The following is a 21,266-nucleotide window of genomic DNA, read 5'->3' as shown; positions in this document are numbered from 1 at the left end:
AGCGCGACGAGCGACGACACAAGGATGTTGTCAGCGGGCTATCTGCTGGATGCAAGGCGGGCCGCAACCATCAAGCGTCAGTTGCGTCCGTCGCGCCCGTCACCAGGCACGGCGCGCGCATCTGCACTGCTGCTCCACTGCGTTTATCGGCGACTACCCGCAACGTGCAGCGATCACGCGTGTCGCAGCCTTACAACATCGCAGGTGTCGCCGCAGGCACGGACGATGAAACCTGCGCAGGCGCCTCGCCGGCCTCGGCCTGCAATTGCGCATGCAGGATGCGGCGAATCTCCAGAATCGCCTGCGGGGTTTCCTGCACGCTGTGCCAGGAAGTCACCACCAATTCGGACGCAGCGCCGTCCAGATGCGCGCTGCGATAGGGCACCAGTCCATCGTCGGACTCGGCCAGCGGCACCTGCGGTTTTTCGCGGCCGATGATGGTGTGGTACCGCACCTGTGGCGAGATCGGCAGATCCATCGTGGCGCGCACGAACGGGTCGGTATCGCGCAGGTTGTCGATGCTGGTGGGCGGCAGCAGGCGCCCCTTGTGCCGGTGCTCGCCGCCGTGCTCCGCACGCTCGCTGTTGGCCAGATCCTGCAGCACATCGCCGAAGTGATCCAGCAAGGCAACCGGCAGCCGCACCAGGCGGCCGAGGAAGCGTCCAAGCCCACCCTCGGCCAGTGGCGTGCCGCGATGCGGTGCAGCGATGAAGATGGCGCGGTCGATCTGCGGCATTGGCGAAAAATGCAGCAATGGCGACAATTTCGCGCGCACCCGTGCGCCGCGCTCGCCTTCCAGCCGATAGTCCTGCAGCAGTGCGTTCCACAGCTGGTCGCCGGACGCAGACACCAACAGGCGCCCGATCACCCCGCCCATGCTGTGGCCGATCAACACCATGTCCTGCGAGGCGATCGCGGTGCCGGACGGGTCGAAGTGGCGCAGGCTGCGCTCCACCAATGCCTGGATTTCCGCACGATTGACCGCAATCGGTGCGTTGGTCGGGTAATACACCTGCCAGATCTGATAGCGCTGACGCAGGGTTTCATCGCCCATCACTTCATTGGCCACGTTGACCCACGCCTCCGGGCTGCTGGCCAGCCCGTGCAGCATCAGCAGCACGCGGCGATTGGGGTCGTAGGGCTGCATCAGATACAGATGCGGGCGGTCGATGCCGCGCGCGCTGCCCAGCATCGAGCGCAGCGATTGCGCCGCGAAGCCCGACTTGGCCAGCCACAGCCCGTAGGCAGCGGTGAAGTTGGCCGCCAGCGGTACATGCTGACCATGCAACACCACTTCATTCTGGCGATACGGGTCGTACGGCACCACGGTCACCGCATCGGTCCGCAGCACTGCATCCAGGGTGTCGCCATCGAAGCGCAACAGCAGCGTTGCCGGTGCATACGGCATCTCGCTGAAGGTCGGCATGGGGCGTTCGGGCGGCGCACTTGCAGCGGCTGCTTGCTGCAAGGCCAGCCCGGCCGGGTCGCCGACGACCTGGGGGTCCACTTCGGCCACCAGTTCGGCACCGAAGCCATCGCGTCGGTAGGTGCTACGCAATCCATTGAAGCGCAGCGCCGAAGCGGCAAAGATCGCACGCGGCGTATTGCCGCCACCGGGCAACCGGTACGCGGACATATCGACGGCCACCTGCCAACGGCCCACCTGCGTCGGTGTGGGCACGGTGTCGCCGGCCTGCTGGGCGCGCGCAAACAAACGCTCGACCACCTGTTGCACGGCGTAGTTGTAGTAGTCGCGCACCTGCGTCTGGCGGTTTTCGAATGCGCGCGCGCTCGGCGCACGCGCAGTAAAGAACAGATAGGCATAGGCGTGGCGCGCGGCTTCCAGCCAGGCCTGCATCGCTGCGTCGCTCATCTGCGCCGGGTGGCGGCCGCTCAGGTCGATCGCGTGCGCGGTCCACAATTCGGCTTGCGTGGCAAGGCGGCGCTCATCGCCGATACCCGCCACATTCGTGAGCTGCTGCACGCAAGGCAGCGGCTGCGTGCGGCAGGCCTTGGGTTGCAGCCCGGCCACCTGCAAGGTCTCGCTGCCGGCCTGACTGAGCGCGCCGGTGCTGAGCACATCGCCACGCGTCTGCGCGATGTAGTCGCCGCTGTTGCGCGATTGCACCGTGACCATCGCGCAGCCGCTCAGCCACGTACACGCGAGGAGCGCCGCCAACCCCATGGCGGCGCGACGCAGACGCCTGTGCAGCGTCACCGCGCTGCACTCGTCGACGCGCCGGGCGCTGGCGCCTGCGGCATGCCGGCGCGGATGCGTTCGGAGAAATCCGCTGCGGTGTCGGCGGCGATGGCACGCGCGGTGAAATGCCCGCGTTGCTTCAACGTCGCAAAGTCATAGCCCGGCATCAGGCCATGATGGTCGTACGCATATTCATCGGCGTAGCCGGACAGCAGCAAGCGGTGATCCAGCGGCAAGGTGGGCTGCAGCTGGCGCACCAGGGCGAACACGATCGTGGTGCAATTGCTGGTCAGCGTGTTGTAGAAGGCCGGCTTGCGATTCAAATCGTTGGCCAGCCCCACGTAGCCCATGAACATGCGGCGCAGGCCGGCCTTGGGAATGGCCAGGCGATACAGATACATGTCTTCGCCGCGCGCATTGGTGCGCACGCGCAGGATGTCGCGCTCGTCGGCGGCCACCAGGGTTTCTTCGAAGCTGCGAAAGAACCCGCCCACCGCAGAAAACGATTCGCCGCGTTCCTTGCGGATTTCCAGCGAAAACACCACGTGCGAGCCATCGTCGAAGCCGAACGACACCAGCGTGTGCGCAATCGCCGGGCCCATCCAGTACGACAACGCCAGGTCGGCGCTGACCAGGCGATCCAGATCGTACTGGCGGGTTTCCCAGCGCGGGACGTAGTTGGTTTCGCTACGCCAATCGAAATTGCGCACGTTGTGCAGGGTGACGATGTTGCCGTGCACCTCCGGTTGCAGACGCTGGGCGACATCATCGGCCCAGTCGCGGTCCTGGCTGGGCTGCATGAAGCCCCACGACACCGCCAGCACCACGAACGCGGCACCGAAGATACCCACCAGCGCCCAGTTCTCGCGGCCACGGCGCAAACCCCACAACGCAGCCAGCGCCATCGCGCACCACGATGCCACCCAACCGCCACGCACGACGGCATTTCCGGTGAGCGCGAAATAGATCGCCAGGCCGCCCCACAGCGCCGCCAGTACCAGCGCCACGCGCAGCGCCCAGCGGCCGATCACCGCGCGGGTAGCCGGTGTCATCGAGTGCCGCCTTCCGGCACGTGCATGCCCAGCGCGTGCATCAGCAGGTCTGCCGAGCGATGGGCAAGACGTTTGCGCTCGGCTTCGTCGTGACCGCGCAGGCAACTGCCCAGCATGTCGATCACCAGCAGCAGTTGCTCGTCGTCGACATCGGCCCGGCACAGGCGGGCGTCGCGGGCGCGCTGCACGAACGGCAAAAAGATCGCCACCGCGCGCCGGTCGGCCGCTTCCACCGCCGGGTGTGCACGTTCCATCGAGCGCCAGAAATCCACCAGCGGCGCAGACTGGGCGATGTGCTCGGCCACGTCGTGCAGCAACACGGCCAACCCATCCGGGCGGTCGGCCAGATCGGCGGCCAGCCGCTCCAGGCCATCCAGCCCGCGCGCCATCAAGGCGGTCATCAGTGCCTCGCGGTCCGGGAAATTGCGGTACAGGGTGGCGCGGCCAAGGCCGGCACGCTCCACCACCAGTTCCAACGGGGCATTGACGCCGTGTTCGCTGAACACTTCGTCGGCGGCATCGAGAATCTGCCGGCGGCGCAGCGCGGCATCAGGGCGGGGAGTCGTCATCCCGGCATTATCGGACAGATTTGTCCGTTAACGCCAGAGTCCGCTTGACGATTCCGCCCCCTGTCCGACCAACGGTCGGATCAGCCGGTGTTCTGCACGCCTTGCGAGACGCCGTTGACGCAGGCGACCAGCGCGCGCAGCAAGTCGTCGTCTTCGCCATCGGTGGCACGCCAACGTTGCAGCAGGTCGACCTGCAACACGCTGATCGGGTCGATGTAGGGGTTGCGCAGGCGGATCGACAACGCCAGCCGCGGGTCATGCTGCAGCAACGATTGCTGTTGCAGCAGCGCCTTGACCCAGCGCTTGGTCAGCGCCAGTTCGTCGCGAATCTGCGGGAAAAACCGCGTATGCAGGTCGCCCGATAGACGCGAGAACAGTTCGGCGATGTTGAGGTCGCCCTTGGACAGCACCATGGCGATGTCGTCCAGGAAGGTGCGGAAGAACGGCCAGTCCTGCGCCATCTCGCGCAAGCTGTCTTCATGCCCGGCATCCACCGCCGCCTGCAAGCCGCTGCCCACGCCGTACCAACCCGGAATCACTGCACGCGCCTGGCTCCAGGCAAACACCCACGGAATCGCGCGCAGATTCGACAATGCCGCGTCCTGGCCCAGCCGGCGCGATGGACGCGAGCCCAGCGTCATGCGTTCGATCACATCGATCGGCGTGGCCAGGCGGAAGTACTGCATGAAATCCGGCGCACCGACGAAGGCGCGATACGCCACCGTGCTGCGTTCGGCAACCAGATCCATCACCGGCCGCCAGTTGTCCTCGCGCGGCTCGGGTGCGCGCGGACGCAGGCTGGACAGCAATACCGCGCCGGTCATCTGCTCCAGCGAGCGCAATGCCAGCGCACGAATGCCGTACTTGCGATGGATCACCTCGCCCTGCTCGGTGACGCGCAAACGACCATCGACGCTGCCGCGCGGCGCGGCATCCAGCGCGCGGCTGGTCTTGCCGCCGCCACGGGCGATCGAGCCGCCGCGGCCATGGAAAAATGTGAGCCGCACGCCGAGCTCGGCGGCTGCTTCCAGCAGCTCGACCTGCGCGCGCTGCAGACCCCAGCGCGAAGCCGCGATGCCGCCGTCCTTGCCGCTGTCCGAATAGCCCAGCATCACCATCTGCGTGTCGCCACGCGCGGCCAAATGCTGGCGATACACCGGGTCGGCCAACAGGTCCTGCACGGTGCCGGTGCCGCCACGCAGATCGTCCACGGTTTCGAACAGCGGCACGATATCCAGCGGCACCGCACCGGCGTCATCGACCAGGCCACCACGCCGCGCCAGGGCGAGCACGGTGAGCACATCGGCGCGGTTATGCGCCATCGAGATGATGTAACTGCCCAGCGCATCGGCACCGTGGCGCGTGCGTGCATCGGCAAGTGCGGCGAACACCGCATCCAGCCGCGCGTTGCCTTCATCGTCCACTTGCGGCAATGCCTGTTCGCCGGACGCGTATGGGCCCAGCAGCGCGGCGCGCTGTGTAGAGTCCTGCGCGTCCCAGTCATCCTGGCCCAAGGCATCGGCCACCGCGCGCGCATGCACGCTCGATTCCTGACGCACATCCAGCCGCGCCAGATGGAACCCGAAGCTGCGCACGCGCCACAACAGCCGGCGCACCGCAAACCACCCGGCGTGCAGACCCTGGTTGGCCTGCAGGCTGTCCAGGATCAGTTGCAGATCGTGTTCCAGCTCCGATGGTGCGCTGTAGGCGCCATCGGCATCGTCCAGCGTGGCCTGCAGACGCGCGCGCATCAGGTCGTTGAGCAGCCGGTACGGCATGTCGCCGTGGCGTGGGCGCGAGCGCGCAGCCGCGTCCGGCAGCAAGGCGCGGTAACGCTCCAGTTGCGCGTTCAACGCCGGGCTCACCGCCACCAACGTGGTCGACTGGCTGAGCAGGCTGGCCAGTTGCCAGAGTTCTTTCTGGTAGCGGTCCAGCACCGCGCGGCGCTGCGCATCCAGCGTCCCGGCGATGGTGGTGGCATCCACATTGGGATTGCCGTCCATGTCCCCGCCCACCCAGGTGCCGAAGCGCAGCAGGCGCGGCAGGGTCGGCACGCTGCCGTAGGTTTCTTCGATGGCGTGTTCGAGGGTTTCGTACATCACCGGGATAACGCGATAGAGCACCTGGGTGAGATAGAACCCAACGTGCTCGCGTTCGTCGTCCACGGTGGGACGCACCGGCGAGGAGTCGGCGGTCTGCCACGAAGCGGTCAGGGCCATGCGGAAACGCGCCGCATCGCTGGCGCGCTCGTTGGGCGTGCGCATGCCGTCGAGGTTGTCGACCAGGCTGGCGACCATCAGCTGTTCTTTTTCCAGCAGCGCGCGGCGTACCGCTTCGGTCGGGTGCGCGGTGAACACCGGCTCCACGTCGATGCGCGGTAGCCACTCGCTGAGTTCGTCCAGCGTCACGCCCTGCGCCTTGAGCCGGCGCAGAGCATCGTGCAGGCCATCGGGCTGCGGCGTATCGATGCCGCTGCGCTGGTACTCGCGGCGGCGGCGGATGCGATGCACGCGCTCGGCGATGTTGACCACCTGAAAATACGTGCTGAAGGCCCGTACCAGCGACTCGGCATCGCGCGGCTCACGCCCGGTCAACTGCTCGCTCAGCGTGGAGGGCGGCGCATCGCTCTCGCGCCGCGCAATGGCGGTGGTACGGACGCGTTCGATTTCATCGAGGAATTCCGCAGACACCTGCTCGGCGAGCAGATCGCCAACCAGTGCACCCAGGCGACGCACATCGTCGCGCAAGGGAAGATCGGGGGTAGCGAACACAAGACTGCTGCGGTACTCGTTCATCGGAAACGCACACCCTCATCAAAGCGCAAAGTCGTCGAAGACTAACCCAAAAGGATTAGAGGGTTGCGACAGGCGCGACGGTTTCAGCACGAACCATCGCACCCAGGCACGACGACTTGCGTAGCAGCGCACCCGGCCGCGATGAGGCGTGATCGACGCACTCTCCGATCGCGCACGCCGACGCCCGCGTGCAGCGCCCCTCCGCACTACACGCCACACACATCCTGCGACCACATAGGCAACACCACTCGTAGGAGCGCACCCGGGCGCGACGCGGCTTGACCGCCGCACTCTACGATCGCGCACGCCGACGCACGCATGCAGCGCCCCTCCGCACTGCACGCCACACACATCCTGCGACCACATAGGCAACACCACTCGTAGGAGCGCACCCGGGCGCGACACGGCTTTATCGGTAACACCTCATCGCGCGCAGCTCCGCACCCTCGATCAACGAGTACCCGGAGCGCCGGTCTCTTTCACCGGCTCGCCCAGATTGCTGTTCAACCACTGCTCGCTCTCGGCCAGCATCTGCAGGATCGATTGCCGCGCGCGATACGCATGCGATTCGTTGGGCAGCAGTACCAGCTTCGCGGTGCCGCCAAGGCCCTTGATCGCGGCGAACAGGCGCTCGCTCTGGATCGGGAAGGTACCGGTGTTGTTGTCGTCCTGGCCGTGGATCAGCAGCAGCGGGTCCTTGATCTTGTCGGCGTAGTTGAACGGCGACATCGCCTGATACACCGATTGCGCCTGCCAGTAGTTGCGTTCTTCGGCCTGGAAACCGAACGGGGTGAGCGTGCGGTTGTACGCGCCGCTGCGGGCGATGCCGGCTTTGAACAGGCGCGTATGCGCGAGCAGATTCGCGGTCATGAAGGCGCCATACGAATGCCCACCGATGGCGATGCGCGCGCGGTCGGTGACCCCGCGCCGCACCACTTCATCCACCGCCGCCTGCGCATCGGCGATCAGCTGCGGCACGTAAGTGTCGTTGGGTTCGGCATCGCCTTCGCCGACGATCGGCATGGTCGGGTTGTTGAGCACCACATAGCCGATCGCCAGAAATGCCTGCGGGCCCCAGTAGCTGATCGCATTGAAACGATACGGCGAGTCGGTGACCTGGCTGGCGGTGTCGGCGCTTTTGAACTCGCCCGGGTAGGCCCACATCAGCAGCGGCCGCGGGCCGTCGCGTTTGGGGTCGTAACCGGGCGGCAGCAACAGTGTGGCGGTGAGGTCCACGCCATCGGCACGCTTGTAGCGGATCTGCTCCTTCTGCACGCCACGCAACTGCGGCAATGGATGTGCGAACTGCGTCAACGCACGCGGTGCAGGCGCCGCATCGCCCAGTGCCTGCACGAAGTAGTTGGCCGGTTCTTCAGGCGATTCGCGGCTGAGCAGCAGTTGCGTGCCTTGCGCATCCAGCAGCGCCAGAGGCGCGGAATAGGTGGGCGCCTGCGAATGGAACAACCGCGTGGCGCGCTTGCTTTGCAGATCGAAGCGATCCACAAACGGGCGGTCGCCTTCCGGCGAGGCGCCCTTGCCGAGCAGGAACAGGCTATTGCCGTCGGCACTGGTCTGCAGCAGCGGACGGCCCTTGCCGTCGGCCACCGTCGCCGGGGTTCCCGGGTCGTTGTAGCGGTCCTGCGAGGAGCGGTCCCACAGCAGCTCGGGCGCTTGCTTGGGCTGATCGGGGGCGATGCGCCATTGTTTGATGCGGCGGGTCTTCCACCAGCTTTCGCTCAGGATCGCCAGATCGCCACGGCCCCACTGGATACCGTCGAATCGGCTTCCCAGCTGCGCCAGCGTCACCGGCGCACGCGTGAACGGCGCGGCCTGCATCCGCACCGCATCGCGGATCTTGCTCTCGCGTGCCGGGTCGCCGCCGTCCTGTGCCTCGGCCCACACCAGCGTGGCCGGCGCATCGGCGCGCCAGGCGATATCGCGCACGCCGGTGGGCACCGCGTCGTTGCCGGTCGGCAGGCCTTCCACCAAGGGCACCTGGGCGATCTGGCGCACCAGCCTGCCCTGCAGATCCAGCACCTCGATCCGTCGGGCGAAGTTGTCGACCGGCACCAGGTACGAGAACGGCCGCTCGCTGCGTTCGCTCAGGATGTAACGGCCATCCGGCGATACCGAGAGGTTGAGGTAGATACCGGGCGCGGCAATCGGGCGCACCTGCCCGCTCACCGTGACGATGATCGGCTGGCCGGTCGCGTAGTACTCGAACACGCGCGCATCGGCCTCGTTGCGCAGCAGGTCCTGATAGGTCGGCAGCGAGCGTACTCCGGCCGCGGCGCTGGTCTGCTGGATCGCCGGGCCGTCCGGTGTCGCATCGCGCGCCGGCGGTGCACCCTGCCCGTCCACTTGCCGTTGCAGCAGCAACCCGCTGCCATCGGGCAACCAGCGCAACGCGTCGTTGACGCTGGTGTTCAAGCCGGCCACCAGACGCCGCGCCTGCCCGGCGGCCACGTCCACCAGCCACAGCTCGTTGGCGCCGCTGGCGGCATCTTCGCGCCGGAACGCCAGGTAGCGCTGATCCGGCGACCAGCTCTGGTCCGCCAGCGACAACGGCGACGGCAGCCCGGCAATCTGGCGCTCGCTGCCGTCGGCCACCGCCAGCAGCCACAGCTTGCTGGCGAAGGAGAAGCGGCTGGCCGCGTGGGTCTTGGGGTGGATGCGCACGCCGGCCAGCTTGAGTTCGGGCTGGGCCACCTCGGCGATATCCGGCAACGCCGGCAACTGCAGCATCGCGGCCAGGTCGCGCTTGGGCGACAACTGCAGCAGCGGCGCGCGCGGCGCGTCCACCACCGCCTGCAGCGCCGGGGACGGCAGCCGATAACCGCTGCTGGCCGCTGCCGCCGGCGGGGATGCCGGCACGCCGGCCGCCGAGGCCAGCAGCGGCGCACCCAGGACCGTCAGCAACAGCGCACGCGCCAGTGCCCGGCCGGTCACCACAGCATCGAGCGGATGGCCGCCGGGCCTGGCAAGCGGCGACGCATCGAGCGCCGGCATACCGCGCCCTTCATCGCCGTGCCGGCACCCGTGGTGCGCTTTCCGTTTGGCCTGCATGTCCGTTCCCCGCTCTGGATCGACTCCGGACCATAGCAGCCGCTCGTCGGCTGCTCCCCCTGCCGTTGGTTGGGGTGAGCGGCAATTCATGCCGGACGGGGGTGCTGCCGATATAATCTGACCCTCGTCGAGGGGCGCTGCGACCGCTATGGCAGATCGATCTGCCAACTGCACCAACCGTGCAGACACATACGGCCAGGCTCGACAGGGATTTCTCGTTCAACGGCGCCCGGAATTGCAGACATTCGCCTGCCTACCGGAGCAATTGCATGAACGCTGTCGCAAAAACCGCTGCAAACGACGACTTCAAGGTCGCCGACCTCTCCCTGGCCGATTGGGGTCGCAAGGAGCTGGACATCGCCGAGCACGAGATGCCGGGCCTGATGTCGATCCGCCGCAAGCACGCACAGAGCAAGCCGCTGAAGAATGTGCGCATCACCGGCTCGCTGCACATGACCATCCAGACCGCGGTGCTGATCGAAACGCTCAAGGACATCGGCGCCAACGTGCGCTGGGCCTCGTGCAACATCTTCTCCACCCAGGATCACGCCGCCGCCGCCATCGCGGTCAGCGGTACGCCGGTGTTCGCCTGGAAGGGCGAGACGCTGGAAGAGTACTGGGACTGCACCCTGGACGCGCTGACCTTCACCCTGCCCGACGGCACCCTGACCGGCCCGGAGCTGGTGGTGGACGACGGCGGCGACGTCACCCTGCTGATCCACAAGGGCTATGAGCTCGAAAACGGCAGCACCTGGGTCGACGAGCCGGCGTCCTCGCACGAAGAAAGCGTGATCAAGGCGCTGCTCAAGCGCGTGGCCGTCGAGCGCCCGGGTTACTGGGCCCGCGTGGTCAAGGACTGGAAGGGCGTCTCCGAAGAGACCACCACCGGCGTGCACCGCCTGTACCAGATTGCCGAAGCCGGCAAGCTGCTGATCCCGGCCATCAACGTCAACGACTCGGTCACCAAGAGCAAGTTCGACAACCTCTACGGCTGCCGCGAGTCGCTGGCCGATGGCCTGAAGCGCGCGATGGACGTGATGCTGGCCGGCAAGGTCGCCGTGGTCTGCGGCTACGGCGACGTGGGCAAGGGCAGCGCCGCCTCGCTGCGTAACTATGGCGCCCGCGTCATCGTCACCGAGATCGACCCGATCTGCGCCCTGCAGGCGTCGATGGAAGGCTACGAGGTCAACACCATCGAATCCACCCTGGGCCGCGGCGACATCTATGTCACCACCACCGGCAACAAGGACATCATCACCGTCGAGCACCTGCAGGCGATGAAGGACCAGGCCATCGTGTGCAACATCGGCCACTTCGACAACGAGATCCAGGTCGATGCGCTGAATGCACTCAAGGGCGTGGAGAAGATCAACATCAAGCCGCAGGTGGACAAGTACGTGTTCCCCAACGGCAACGCGATCTTCCTGCTGGCCGACGGCCGCCTGGTGAACCTGGGCTGCGCCACCGGCCACCCGAGCTTCGTGATGTCCAACTCGTTCGCCAACCAGACCCTGGCGCAGATCGACCTGTGGGAAAAGCGCGACACCTACGAGAAGAAGGTCTACATCCTGCCCAAGCACCTGGACGAGGAAGTGGCCCGCCTGCACCTGGAAAAGATCGGCGTCAAGCTGACCACCTTGACCAAGGATCAGGCCGATTATCTCGGCGTGGACGTGGCCGGCCCGTACAAGCCGGACCATTACCGCTACTGAGTGATGGGGCGAGTGATCGCCCTTGCAACGATTTGAAACAGACGGGCGCCGCAAGGCGCCCGTTTTCGTTTGCGATGACCTAATCGGGCGTTCGATCGCGGCCACATTGCCCGCCACACTCGGCAAACGAATCCCTTGGGCGTGGGACGCGTGTGCCAGCAGCAAGCCATGCCTGGGCACGACAACAGCCTGTCGCATGCCGCCCATCGAACGTGCCGAACCTGTCCATCTGCAGCAGAGCCGATATCGCGCCTTGCACAAATGGAGCTGCGTCATTGAAAACATCCACCGAATATGTCGAGGCCATCATCGAAGACAGCATCCGCTGTTGTGTGTCCGCCGGGCCCGCTACCCAAGCAACTTCTCGTTGCAGGAATCCAGACAGGCCAGGGCATCTGTATCACCTACGACACGCAGGGCGCACTGTGCGAAGCACCGACATATCTTCAATCGCTGCAATTATCTTTCGCCGACGCGCTCGGTGGCTGGACGCCGGCTGACGTGTTCGCTCATCTACGTGACGAAGGACAGCTTCACGGGCCGATACGCACACGCACCTGGCGTGGGCAGGACCAACCGGAAATCGGGATTGGCTAGACCATGAGCAACACACACGCGTCCAGCGCCCGCAAAACGTCATGCTCCCATCCACTGGTCAGCCATGCCGTTGCGGCAGCATGCGTGCCACCCGCTCTGCCGTGATCTCAAGAACTGCGGTATCGGCGAGGTTGATAGACACTCGATAGGTCTGCACAAGCGCAGTTTCGCGTCATGCGCGATTGAATGGATCGGTCGAGATGCACGGCCGAACGCCCTTGCTTCATGTCTCATGGTGCGCGGTTGCGCACGTGCGCCGATCGCTAACAACTTTCCAAACTCCGCTCACTAGTCTCGCGCTGCCACGTTAGTGCCTCGCGCAGCGTGCATTCGTGCCTCCTTCAGCGTGATGACTCAATCAAGAGAACTTTTCATGAAAAACACCATGGTCGCGTTAGTCCTTTCGGTCCTGGCGTTGACAGCCGTGTCCGACGTCTCTGCACAGACCGCTCCCGGCAACGGATCGGGCTGGTTCGTCAACGGAGGCGTTGGCCGCACCTCGCTCAAGAGCGGGCCGTACGATGGCAGCGATACCGGTTACACCGTTTCCGCCGGCTATCGCTGGAACATGCTGTTTCCTTGGCTTTCCGTTGGCCTTGAAGCTGGCTACAACGATCTTGGCAATATCCAGGCCAAGAATCTGTTCAACAGTGGCGCAGTCGTGGAAGACGAGAGCCAACTGCGAGGGTGGACGGTCGGTGTGAATCAGCACTTCGCACTGGGCGACAAATGGTATGCCAGCATGCGCGGCGGGCTGTATGGCTGGAAGGGTCAAGGTTTGAGCAATGACACCGTGTCGGACCGCTCCGACCTGGACAAGCTATCGTGGTATGCAGGTGCCGGCGTTGGCTACAACCTGGGCGAGCATTTCAGCGTTGGCGTCAATTACGACCATTACAACGCCAAGAAATTCGACGTGGACCTGAGCACCGACATGGCCTCAATGAATGCCGAGTACCGGTTCTAGAAAAGCGCCGAACGACAAACAACGACTGTCGTCCTGACACAAACACACACAGCTCGGCGCCGCCCTTGAATACGCCCTGCGCAGGCGGCAATGCGGCGCCGCACAGCAGATACACGCCTGGACTCCCGGTCAGTCGACCTTTCATGCCGCGCGGGAAACCGCGCGGCGCAAGTCAAGGTAGGCGCTCGCTATGGCCTCCAATTCGCATTGCGCTCCCAGAACGCCACGCTGTGCCGATACGCGGCGCGGTCCAGCGGTACGCCCGAGCCGCCCTCTTCCACGCCGAGCGCATTGCGCAACATGGTGATCGGCGCCATCGGGATTTCGTCCGGCTCGGCGGTGTAGAGGCAACCGACCACGCCCCAGTCCGCATCGATGGGTGCGCCTTCTTTGGCCAGCTGATCGCGGCTGTACAGGATCGGCAGCATGTACTGCGCGACCGGCGGCTCGACACCTTCGAACCAGCGCACCAAGACCGGCAATTCCTGGGTGTTGCGCGCTTCGTAACCGGAGCGCAGCAGGTGCCGGTTGTCTGCGCTGATCGGTACCGTCAGGCAACGGGTGCTGGTCCAGTTGCGGTGCACATGCAGCTGGCAGAACGGCGCGTAGCCTTCGATCACGCGCAGCGGTGGCGTGTCGTTGAGATGCTGGATGAACTGCTCGGCGGTGCAGTCCTGGATCGCATTGCGACGGCCGTCGCGCGGAAACAAACGGGTGCGGGCAAACGGCGTGAGAACGATCGACATGGCAACGGGGTCGGCGGCAAAGAGCGCCAGGGTAACGCGCAGTGCTGCGCGCGACCACTTACCAGATCAGATCGTCGGGCACCTTGAACTGGCTGTAGTAATCGTCGTCGCTATCGCTCGATGGCGGCGCGGGGCTGCGGGCGTGATCCAGCACCACAGTGCCTGGATCGCGGCTGTAGACCTTGTCGGCAGCCACGCGCGGAATCAGCTCGAAACCGTCGCCGTGCCGCACGATCACCAATGCGCCACTGGCCAATTGGCTGCGCAACGCGGGACTAACCAGCACGCTGCGGATGACGCTGCCATCGTTGAAGCGATAGTCGATCTCGCCTTCGCGCTTGACCTTGCTGGTCTCCACGATCTGGCGCACCTGCGCCAGCACTTCCTGCTTGCGCAGCTGCGCGTTGCGTTCTTCGGCCAGCGCCCGATCGCGCTCGGCACGCTCGGCCTGCAAGCGCGCCGCATCCACCTTGTCGGCATCGGCAGGGGTGACCGCTCCACCCTTGGCGTGCCGTTGCTTGACCTGCTCGCGCGCAACCTTGTCCACCTGGGCTTTTTTGACCAGGCCAGCCTTGAGCAGCTGTTCTTGCAGTGGATTACGCATGGGCGACATCGACAGTGGACTAGCGGCTAGTTTAACGCGACCGGCGCCAGGCACCTGCGTGGCCGGTCCGGCCCGTCGCTATCCCCCGCCGCGAGGCGCCCGACAGGTGCGCGACCGGCTAAACAGCGCTTATGATGTACCACTTCCATATAGTTCAAGGACGAATGATGATCATCTGGGGATCGGGCGGCGACGTCATCGCACTCGGCGCCACCGACGGCGCGCATTGCGACCAATGCGCGCAACAGCGCAGTTTTCGCAATGTCCTGCATTACCGCTATGCGCACCTTTGGTACATCTTCAGCTGGGTCACCAAGAAGCAGTACCTGCGCGTGTGCGACGGCTGCAACCACAGCACCCTGCTGGACACCAAAACCTTCGAAGCGTCCCAGGGCAAGCCGCCGATTCCTGCCTACCGCAGGTTTGGCGGGCTGGTGCTGCTCGGGTTGATTGCGATCCTGGTGGTTTTTGGCGCCTACAGCGCCTCGCAGACATCCAAGCAGGACAACGCGCTGCTGGCGCAGCCTGCGGCGGGCGACTTGTACACCGTGGACCTGCAGACGGTGGTGCCCGGCGCCTACGATGGACACGCCTACGGTGTGGTGCGGGTGCAGAGCGTCAGTGGCGAAACCATCACCCTGGCCCTGCCGCAAAAGGGCTTCAGCAAGTGGAAGGGCGCCGAGCGCGATGCGGGCGGCAGCGCCGCCAAGCAGCCGGCGTATTACACCGACGAACACATCGAGCTACCGCTGAGCAAACTGCAGGATTTGCACACACGCGATGAGCTCCGCCACGTGTATCGCTGAGTACCGTTCGCCAGCCGGTGCAGAACGCACTGCACCGGCGCACTGCGCTGCAATACATGGTGTTTACGACGTTTCTGCCCAGTGTTGTTGCGTAGACCGCTCAAGGCAGCTTCAAATACGCTGCAACGTCGAGCGCAATCACGCTGCCTAGCGAACACCGCTAGCACTGACTGCAGCATCCCACGACTGCGATGGCCATCGTCGATGGCAATACGTCGCTAACCACCCGCATTAGCCGCGCAGACACCCCAGCGCGATGCAACGCGCACCAGCCGCAGCGGAAGGGACGCGTTTGTGCGACCAACCACGCTGTTGCCGTCGAACCCTGCGCCCAGTTTGGCGGTTCGCCGCATTGAATACGTATGCACAGCACCGATGCTGCGGCGCGATGCGCGCTTAGCATCACCGCGCGCTGCACGCCGTGCGCGCGCTTTCCGGAACAGGGGCCGGAGGCCTTGATGTGGGCATCGCGGACTGCGCGGATGCTCGCGCTTACCGACTGGAGAACCATCCGATGCGCAATACGCCTGCTCATGCTCCACCCTCGCTCATGCAGCGATGCGGCCGCCTGCTGCTGACAGCGCTGGTCTTGCTGCTGACCACCGCTAATGTGCAGGCCGATGTCATCCTGCATGCCTTCAACTGGCCATACGCCACCGTGGAAGCACGCGCCAAACAGATCGCCGATGCCGGCTATCGCAAGGTGCTGGTGGCCCCGGCCTATCGTTCGCAAGGCAGCGCGTGGTGGGCGCGCTATCAACCGCAGGATCTGCGCGTGATCGACGGCCCGCTGGGCGACACCGCTGCGTTTTCGCGCATGGTGCAGGCGCTGGCCAACAATGGCGTGGAAACCTATGCCGACGTGGTGCTCAACCACATGGCCAACGAAGCGGCGACGCGCTCGGACCTCAACTACCCCGGCAGTGCGGTGTTGTCGCAGTACGCAGCCAACCCGGGACGTTACGATGCGCTGCGCCTGTTCGGCACCTTGCAGTCGAACTTTCTGAGCGCCAGCGACTTTGGCCCGGCGCAGTGCATCACCAACTACAACGACGCCTTCCAGGTGCGCAATTACCGCATCTGCGGCGGCGGCAGCGACCCGGGCTTGCCGGATCTGGTCGGTAACGACTGGGTGGTGCAACAGCAGCGCGCCTATCTGCAGGCACTCAAGGGCCTGGGCGTGACCGGCTTCCGCGTGGATGCGGCCAAGCACATGACCTTCGATCATCTGAACCGCGTGTTCGATGCCGGCATCCGCTCCGGCGTCTATGTGTTCGGCGAAGTGATCACCGGCGGCGGCACCGGCAATGGCGATTACGATCAGTTTCTGGCGCCATATCTGCAATCCACGCCGCATGCAGCCTACGACTTTCCGTTGTTCAACGCAGTGCGCAATGCATTCGCGGTCGGTGCCAGCATGCAGCAGCTGGTGGACCCGGCCAGCAGCGGCCAGGCATTGCCGGGCAATCGCGCGGTGACTTTCGCCATCACTCACGACATTCCCAACAACGACGGCTTCCGTTACGCCATTCTCGACCCGGTCGACGAAACCCTGGCCTATGCGTATCTGATCGGCCGAAACGGCGGCATGCCGATGGTCTACACCGACAACAACGAGAGCGGCGACAACCGTTGGGTCAACGCCTACCAGCGCGACGATCTACGCCGCATGATCGGCTTCCACAATGGCGTGCAGGGCACCGACATGCAGGTGTTGTCGTCCAGTTCCTGCCACATCCTGTTCCGTCGCGGCAGCCTGGGCATCGTGGGCATCAACAAATGCGGCAACCCGGTCACCACCACCGTCGGCATGAACAACAGCGTGCTTTACTGGAATGCAGACTACGTGGACGCGCTGGGCTCGGGCAACGTGGTGCGCATCACCAGCGGCTCCTACACGTTTACCCTGCCGGCACGCGGCACGCGGATGTGGCGGCGCTAATCCCGACCGCAGAAATGCGCCGACCGGCGTTGCCTGCATGAGCAGGTGATGTACATCGCACCTGCGCACCAGTAAGTAACCAGATATCGCAAGCAGGCGACCAATAGGAGCGCTGCGTGATCGCCACGTGTTGTTGAACGCATCAACCAACCCCTGCGCCGCATTCCGCGTGCGCAGGGGTTGTGCGTTTGCAGGCAGCACGACCGCTTCGCATCGCGCAACGGCACTGCCCGCATGTCGCCGCGCTCGATGACGCGCAGGCATGACGCAACCGGTGCGATCGACACATTCTTGCTCAGCAGATGAATCGATCGATAAAAACAGCGTTCGCGTCGCAACGAAACGCCCGGCTCGCCGGACCTACTGGCAATCGGATGCATGCCGCCCCACCTGCCCACATGGCGTGCAATCGGTTGACCGCGAGCCGATGGCCTTGCCGCATGAGCAATGATCGACACAACGTCGCAAGCAACCGTCACATGGGCCGACGGCGCGAGGCACCGACGGATACGCGGCCACGCCGCATCCATCAGCGGTTGTCTGGCAGCTGCGCACGGGCTGTGTCGGCAACTCGTGTTGCAACGCTACCGGACTCACCCACCAGTGGTGCATTACCGGAGCCCAGCCGATGCCTTTGTACTTCGTCCGTCATGGCGAGTCACTCGCAAACGAACAGAACTATTTTGCAGGCGCGCAGAACTCGCCACTCACCCCGCTGGGCCGTCGCCAGGCGCGCCAGGCAGCCGATTACGTTCGTCGACGCGGGCTGCACTTCGATCAGGTCCACGTGTCCACGCTCGAACGCGCGCAGGTAACCGCGGCCATCATCCTGGAAGGCGTCACCGGGACACCGCAGGTGATCACCAGCGCTGCATTGGTAGAGCGCGACTTCGGCATCTTCGCCGGCAAAAACAAAACGCTGATCAAGAAGTCGATCGGCCACCGCCTCTACGACGCCTGCTTCCACGATGCCGACGGCGCGCCACCCGATGGCGAACACTGGATGGACATGTATGCCCGCTGCAAGCACTACTACGATACCGTGCTTGCGCCATTGGACAGGCAAGGCAAGCAGGTGCTGGTGGTGGCGCACAAATACATCGTCGAGGTGTTTGCGCTGATCGCCTCCGGCCTGCCACCTGCCGACTACATCGACTTCCGGCTGCCCAACTCCCGGCCGCTGTCGTGGGACGAGCTCAAGCAGATGACTGCGCGCAGTTCCTCACGCATGAACTATCTGGGCGAGCAAACCGAAATCCATCTCCTGCAATGGATGTTACTGGCCGCGCTAGGTGGCTTCGCGCTGTCGTGCGCAGGCGTGCGTGTGCTGCATATTGCCAGCACTACGGCCATCGTCGTCTTGCTGGCAGTCAATGCGTTTTTCCTGTCGGTACGCATCGAGGCCGGCGCCTTGCGGTTGACGCGAGGGCCGGAGAACATTGCGCTGTGCGTGATCAGCGTGGCACGCGCGCTCTGCGCCATGCTGTTGCTCACACAGTTCCAGAACGAATGGATCCATGTGATCGGCCTGCTATTGATCGTGCCGCCAGCGTTGTCGGTGCCGACCTTCTCGCTGGCGCGCGGCGGCGATTACTTCTTTGCAGCGCGCTATACGTTGGTGTTGTCGGTGCTGCTGCCGCTGCTGTTGCTGGTGTTGGTTGTGGATCACCGCGAGCTGCTGGGCAACGCGCATGCGCTGGAGCGGTTCTTCGTGGTGCTGCTGCTTGCCTTGGCGCTGCCCTCGCTGGCCGCACAGGGATGGCGGCGGGCGCGCCCGATCGCGGCCGGCAAGCTCGCAACCAACTGGGGCTGGGTGGGCGCATTGACGATGGTGCCGATGGCCTTGCTGGTCGGGCTGCGCACCGAAGGAACCGCACTTGTGCACGCATTGATGGATGGCGGTTGGCACGCCTGGGGAGCATTGCTGCTGCCGTTTACGCTATTGCTGGCGTGCCGCGTGGGCAGTGCCATGTACTTGCGCGCGCACCAGCGCGTGACCGGCAAGCAGATCGACGCCGGCATTGCGGCGGATATTCACCTGCTGCAGACCTCGCCCAATATCTTCCTGTGGCTCAGTCTGTTGTTACCTGGCACGTTTACGCATGCGCCCACGCTGGTCGCAGGCACCTTGCTGGGTTTCTTCGCGTTTGCGTTGCTCGATGAGACGTGGGTGGTCAGGCGCTTCCGCGCGCAGATCACCCCAGCGCTGCGCAAGCCGGCGAGTCCACCCATCGCGGTGGCGGGTGTCCGCAATGCCGATAACGTCGAGCAAGACGACGTGGCGCTGGAAAGCCGTTGATCGGCAGCGGCAGCAGCGGCGGCGTCCCTGCGCATGTGGCGCGATGGCATTGAAGTCACCGTGCAAATACCCGACCCCGACAAAACAACACCGACCAACGGCCGGTGTTGTTCATCCTTAGGTTCGCCGCGATAGCGCGATCGATTACCAGGCAAACGGCGCGGTGACCGTGCGTGCCCCGAGCAAAAACGCATCGGCCACATGCACGAACGGAGCGACATCCACCTCCGATTCGCCGGCACGCACCAACTGCACAAACCGCCGATACAGGCCGTCGTATTCGCTCGATGCGGGCACGGCCTGCGCCTGCCCGTCGATGTGCAGTTTGGCACCGCCTTCGCTGAGCATCAGTACGCTCTGGGTGGTTTCCACTTCGATATCCCAGCGTTGGTGGCCGGTCTGCAGGAAGTCGAATTCCGCCGTCACCGGCACGCCGGTGGTATCGACAAACGCGAGCCTGGCATACAGCGGCGCCTGACGGTTTTGCGGTGTGTGCAGCTCGGCCTCGCGCAATGCGAAGCTGCGCGGCAACAGGTGAGTGACGATGGACAACGCATTGATGCCGGGATCGAACACGCCCATGCCGCCGGGTTCGAGAATCCAGTCCTGACCCGGATGCCAGTGGCGGATGTCTTCCTTCCAGGTGATGTGGGCACGCACGATCTGCTTGTCGGCCAACCACGCGCGCGCAGGCTCCACGCCGGCCGCGCAACGCGAATGCCAACTGGTGAACAGGCTGCGCTGCGCCTGCTGCGCCACCTTGCGCAGGTCGTCGATCTCGGCAAGCGTGGCGGCCGGCGGCTTTTCCAGAAACACATGCCGGCCAGCGCTCAACGCTGCCTGCGCCAATGCATGCCGCCCCACCGGTGGCGTGCACAGGGCGACGGCTTCAAGCTCCGGATGCGCGGCGAACGCTTCATCCAGGGTGTGATACGCCGGGACGCCATCGACCGTGCCATGCCGGCTCACCGTGGCCACCAGCTGCACGTCCGGGCGCGTGGCGATGGTCGGCACGTGCTGGTCGCGGGCGATCTTGCCGATCCCGACAAGGGCAATGCGCAATGCGTCTGGATGCTTCATCGAAACCTTCGTGCTGATAGAGGAGGTGGACCCGCCGCGCTGTGCTGCCTGCGGCGAAGGGAGCGGGCCGACGCAACGTCTGGGCAGACCTCCTGCCACACGTGCGACGGCGCAGTGTACGACCCGGGCATAGCCCGCTGCGAGACATCGCTCCTGCTTGTTTTGCTATACCTGCGTGGCTGCCATGCAGCGGCTTCGTCAGTACTGCGCAGCTGCACCACCTGCTGAAAGATGCGATACACGCCGCCGCGCCGATTGCGGCACGCGTCTTGACGGCCCGCGGCCATTGCAGCGATTAACGCCCTGCATCCGTACGGATCGGGGTCGCCGGCCGGCACACAGGCGCCACTCATCGCAGGACTGCATCGATGCTGCATCACGTCTCCATTGATGTTGGCAACATCGCGGCATCGGCGTCCTTTTACGACGCCGTGCTTAGAGCACTCGGCTAGGTGCGGGTGTGGTCGGACCTGGAGCCGGGCACGCCGGATCAGGCCGTCGGCTACTGGAGTCCCGGTGGCGAGGACTGGCCGGCTGTGAAACAACAACAGGCAACGCAACGCGCACCGAGCCGCGGATTCCATCTCGCATTTGCGGCCAGCACCGCCACTGCGATAGACGCCTTCCATTTTGCCGCACTGGAGCACGGCGGTCGCAGCAACGGCGTGCCGGGTTTGCGTCCCGACTACGGCGACGCGTATTACGCCGCGTTCGCCATCGACCCCGATGGCCACCACATCGAAGCGGTAGTCGACAGCACCGGATAAGCGCCTGCCAGCGGTATCGGCTCGCATCGTCATGCTGCTGCGCTTGCGGTCGTCCGTTGTCTGC

13 protein-coding genes, 1 pseudogene and 1 riboswitch are annotated in these 21,266 nt (G+C 65.0%); of the genes and pseudogenes, 6 read left to right on the top strand and 8 right to left on the bottom strand.

Annotated features, from left to right (window positions below):
- Nucleotides 1–190: 190 nt before the first annotated feature.
- The 5 genes from ACCQ06_RS04835 to ACCQ06_RS04815 all read right to left on the bottom strand — a co-directional run bounded on the left by ACCQ06_RS04835 (nucleotide 191) and on the right by ACCQ06_RS04815 (nucleotide 9,625).
- Nucleotides 191–2,185: an esterase/lipase family protein gene (locus ACCQ06_RS04835; RefSeq protein ID WP_316692502.1), complete on the bottom strand. Its 1,995-nt coding sequence runs from the start codon at nucleotides 2,183–2,185 to the stop codon at nucleotides 191–193.
- Between the two features lie 29 nt (nucleotides 2,186–2,214).
- A complete protein-coding gene (locus ACCQ06_RS04830; protein ID WP_104614884.1) occupies nucleotides 2,215–3,252 on the bottom strand; it encodes a DUF4105 domain-containing protein in 1,038 nt (345 codons plus the stop codon).
- Nucleotides 3,249–3,821 (bottom strand): TetR/AcrR family transcriptional regulator, encoded by a 573-nt coding sequence (locus ACCQ06_RS04825; protein WP_104614883.1) that lies wholly within the window; start codon nucleotides 3,819–3,821, stop codon nucleotides 3,249–3,251. The genes ACCQ06_RS04830 and ACCQ06_RS04825 overlap by 4 nt, the downstream gene beginning before the upstream one ends.
- An 80-nt stretch (nucleotides 3,822–3,901) precedes the next feature.
- Nucleotides 3,902–6,616 (bottom strand): phosphoenolpyruvate carboxylase, encoded by a 2,715-nt coding sequence (gene ppc, locus ACCQ06_RS04820; protein ID WP_316690545.1) that lies wholly within the window; start codon nucleotides 6,614–6,616, stop codon nucleotides 3,902–3,904.
- A 450-nt stretch (nucleotides 6,617–7,066) separates the two neighbouring features.
- Nucleotides 7,067–9,625 (bottom strand): S9 family peptidase, encoded by a 2,559-nt coding sequence (locus tag ACCQ06_RS04815; RefSeq protein ID WP_316690542.1) that lies wholly within the window; start codon nucleotides 9,623–9,625, stop codon nucleotides 7,067–7,069.
- 180 nt (nucleotides 9,626–9,805) lie between these two features.
- Nucleotides 9,806–9,920, top strand: a riboswitch (S-adenosyl-L-homocysteine riboswitch).
- 31 nt (nucleotides 9,921–9,951) lie between these two features.
- Between ACCQ06_RS04815 and ahcY the strand changes: the two genes are divergently transcribed.
- Together ahcY and ACCQ06_RS04805 are read left to right on the top strand one after the other, a co-directional pair.
- A complete protein-coding gene (ahcY, locus tag ACCQ06_RS04810) occupies nucleotides 9,952–11,394 on the top strand; it encodes an adenosylhomocysteinase (RefSeq protein WP_104614881.1) in 1,443 nt (480 codons plus the stop codon).
- 970 nt (nucleotides 11,395–12,364) lie between these two features.
- A complete protein-coding gene (locus ACCQ06_RS04805; protein ID WP_316690540.1) occupies nucleotides 12,365–12,958 on the top strand; it encodes a porin family protein in 594 nt (197 codons plus the stop codon).
- Nucleotides 12,959–13,146: 188 nt separating this feature from the next.
- Here ACCQ06_RS04805 and ACCQ06_RS04800 read toward each other — a convergent pair whose 3' ends face one another.
- Together ACCQ06_RS04800 and ACCQ06_RS04795 are read right to left on the bottom strand one after the other, a co-directional pair.
- Complete coding sequence (locus ACCQ06_RS04800; RefSeq protein ID WP_316690538.1) at nucleotides 13,147–13,704, bottom strand: DUF3228 family protein; 558 nt, start codon at nucleotides 13,702–13,704, stop codon at nucleotides 13,147–13,149.
- 58 nt (nucleotides 13,705–13,762) lie between these two features.
- Nucleotides 13,763–14,308 carry a DUF2058 domain-containing protein gene (locus tag ACCQ06_RS04795; protein ID WP_316690536.1) on the bottom strand — a complete coding sequence of 182 codons (546 nt, stop codon included), beginning with the start codon at nucleotides 14,306–14,308 and terminating at the stop codon, nucleotides 13,763–13,765.
- Nucleotides 14,309–14,475: 167 nt separating this feature from the next.
- Between ACCQ06_RS04795 and ACCQ06_RS04790 the strand changes: the two genes are divergently transcribed.
- From ACCQ06_RS04790 to ACCQ06_RS04780, 3 genes are all read left to right on the top strand, one after another.
- Nucleotides 14,476–15,114, top strand: coding sequence for a hypothetical protein (locus ACCQ06_RS04790; RefSeq protein WP_316690534.1), 639 nt, complete (start codon nucleotides 14,476–14,478; stop codon nucleotides 15,112–15,114).
- A gap of 571 nt (nucleotides 15,115–15,685) precedes the next feature.
- Nucleotides 15,686–17,056, top strand: a complete 1,371-nt coding sequence (locus ACCQ06_RS04785; RefSeq protein ID WP_316692501.1) for an alpha-amylase family protein — start codon at nucleotides 15,686–15,688, stop codon at nucleotides 17,054–17,056.
- Between the two features lie 628 nt (nucleotides 17,057–17,684).
- A complete protein-coding gene (locus tag ACCQ06_RS04780; protein ID WP_316690533.1) occupies nucleotides 17,685–19,355 on the top strand; it encodes a histidine phosphatase family protein in 1,671 nt (556 codons plus the stop codon).
- Nucleotides 19,356–19,499: 144 nt separating this feature from the next.
- Here ACCQ06_RS04780 and ACCQ06_RS04775 read toward each other — a convergent pair whose 3' ends face one another.
- On the bottom strand, nucleotides 19,500–20,435 hold the full coding sequence (locus ACCQ06_RS04775) for a Gfo/Idh/MocA family protein (protein ID WP_316690532.1): 936 nt from the start codon (nucleotides 20,433–20,435) through the stop codon (nucleotides 19,500–19,502).
- 368 nt (nucleotides 20,436–20,803) lie between these two features.
- Here ACCQ06_RS04775 and ACCQ06_RS04770 point away from each other — a divergent pair.
- Nucleotides 20,804–21,202 (top strand): annotated as a pseudogene (locus tag ACCQ06_RS04770) (VOC family protein).
- Nucleotides 21,203–21,266 lie beyond the last annotated feature (64 nt).

This window comes from Xanthomonas sp. NCPPB 4467 (assembly GCF_041475665.2).
In the GTDB taxonomy this organism is placed as follows: domain Bacteria; phylum Pseudomonadota; class Gammaproteobacteria; order Xanthomonadales; family Xanthomonadaceae; genus Xanthomonas; species Xanthomonas dyei.
This window is presented reverse-complemented; position numbering and strand designations above follow the sequence as displayed.

Coding starts and splice junctions, on each gene's coding strand:
- ACCQ06_RS04815 (WP_316690542.1), bottom strand. CDS start 9,625: ATGCCGGCGCTCGATGCGTCGCCGCTTGCCAGGCCCGGCGGCCATCCG.
- ACCQ06_RS04780 (WP_316690533.1), top strand. CDS start 17,685: ATGCCTTTGTACTTCGTCCGTCATGGCGAGTCACTCGCAAACGAACAG.
- ppc (WP_316690545.1), bottom strand. CDS start 6,616: ATGAACGAGTACCGCAGCAGTCTTGTGTTCGCTACCCCCGATCTTCCC.
- ACCQ06_RS04800 (WP_316690538.1), bottom strand. CDS start 13,704: ATGTCGATCGTTCTCACGCCGTTTGCCCGCACCCGTTTGTTTCCGCGC.
- ahcY (WP_104614881.1), top strand. CDS start 9,952: ATGAACGCTGTCGCAAAAACCGCTGCAAACGACGACTTCAAGGTCGCC.
- ACCQ06_RS04775 (WP_316690532.1), bottom strand. CDS start 20,435: ATGAAGCATCCAGACGCATTGCGCATTGCCCTTGTCGGGATCGGCAAG.
- ACCQ06_RS04825 (WP_104614883.1), bottom strand. CDS start 3,821: ATGACGACTCCCCGCCCTGATGCCGCGCTGCGCCGCCGGCAGATTCTC.
- ACCQ06_RS04795 (WP_316690536.1), bottom strand. CDS start 14,308: ATGCGTAATCCACTGCAAGAACAGCTGCTCAAGGCTGGCCTGGTCAAA.
- ACCQ06_RS04805 (WP_316690540.1), top strand. CDS start 12,365: ATGAAAAACACCATGGTCGCGTTAGTCCTTTCGGTCCTGGCGTTGACA.
- ACCQ06_RS04830 (WP_104614884.1), bottom strand. CDS start 3,252: ATGACACCGGCTACCCGCGCGGTGATCGGCCGCTGGGCGCTGCGCGTG.
- ACCQ06_RS04835 (WP_316692502.1), bottom strand. CDS start 2,185: ATGGGGTTGGCGGCGCTCCTCGCGTGTACGTGGCTGAGCGGCTGCGCG.
- ACCQ06_RS04790 (WP_316690534.1), top strand. CDS start 14,476: ATGATCATCTGGGGATCGGGCGGCGACGTCATCGCACTCGGCGCCACC.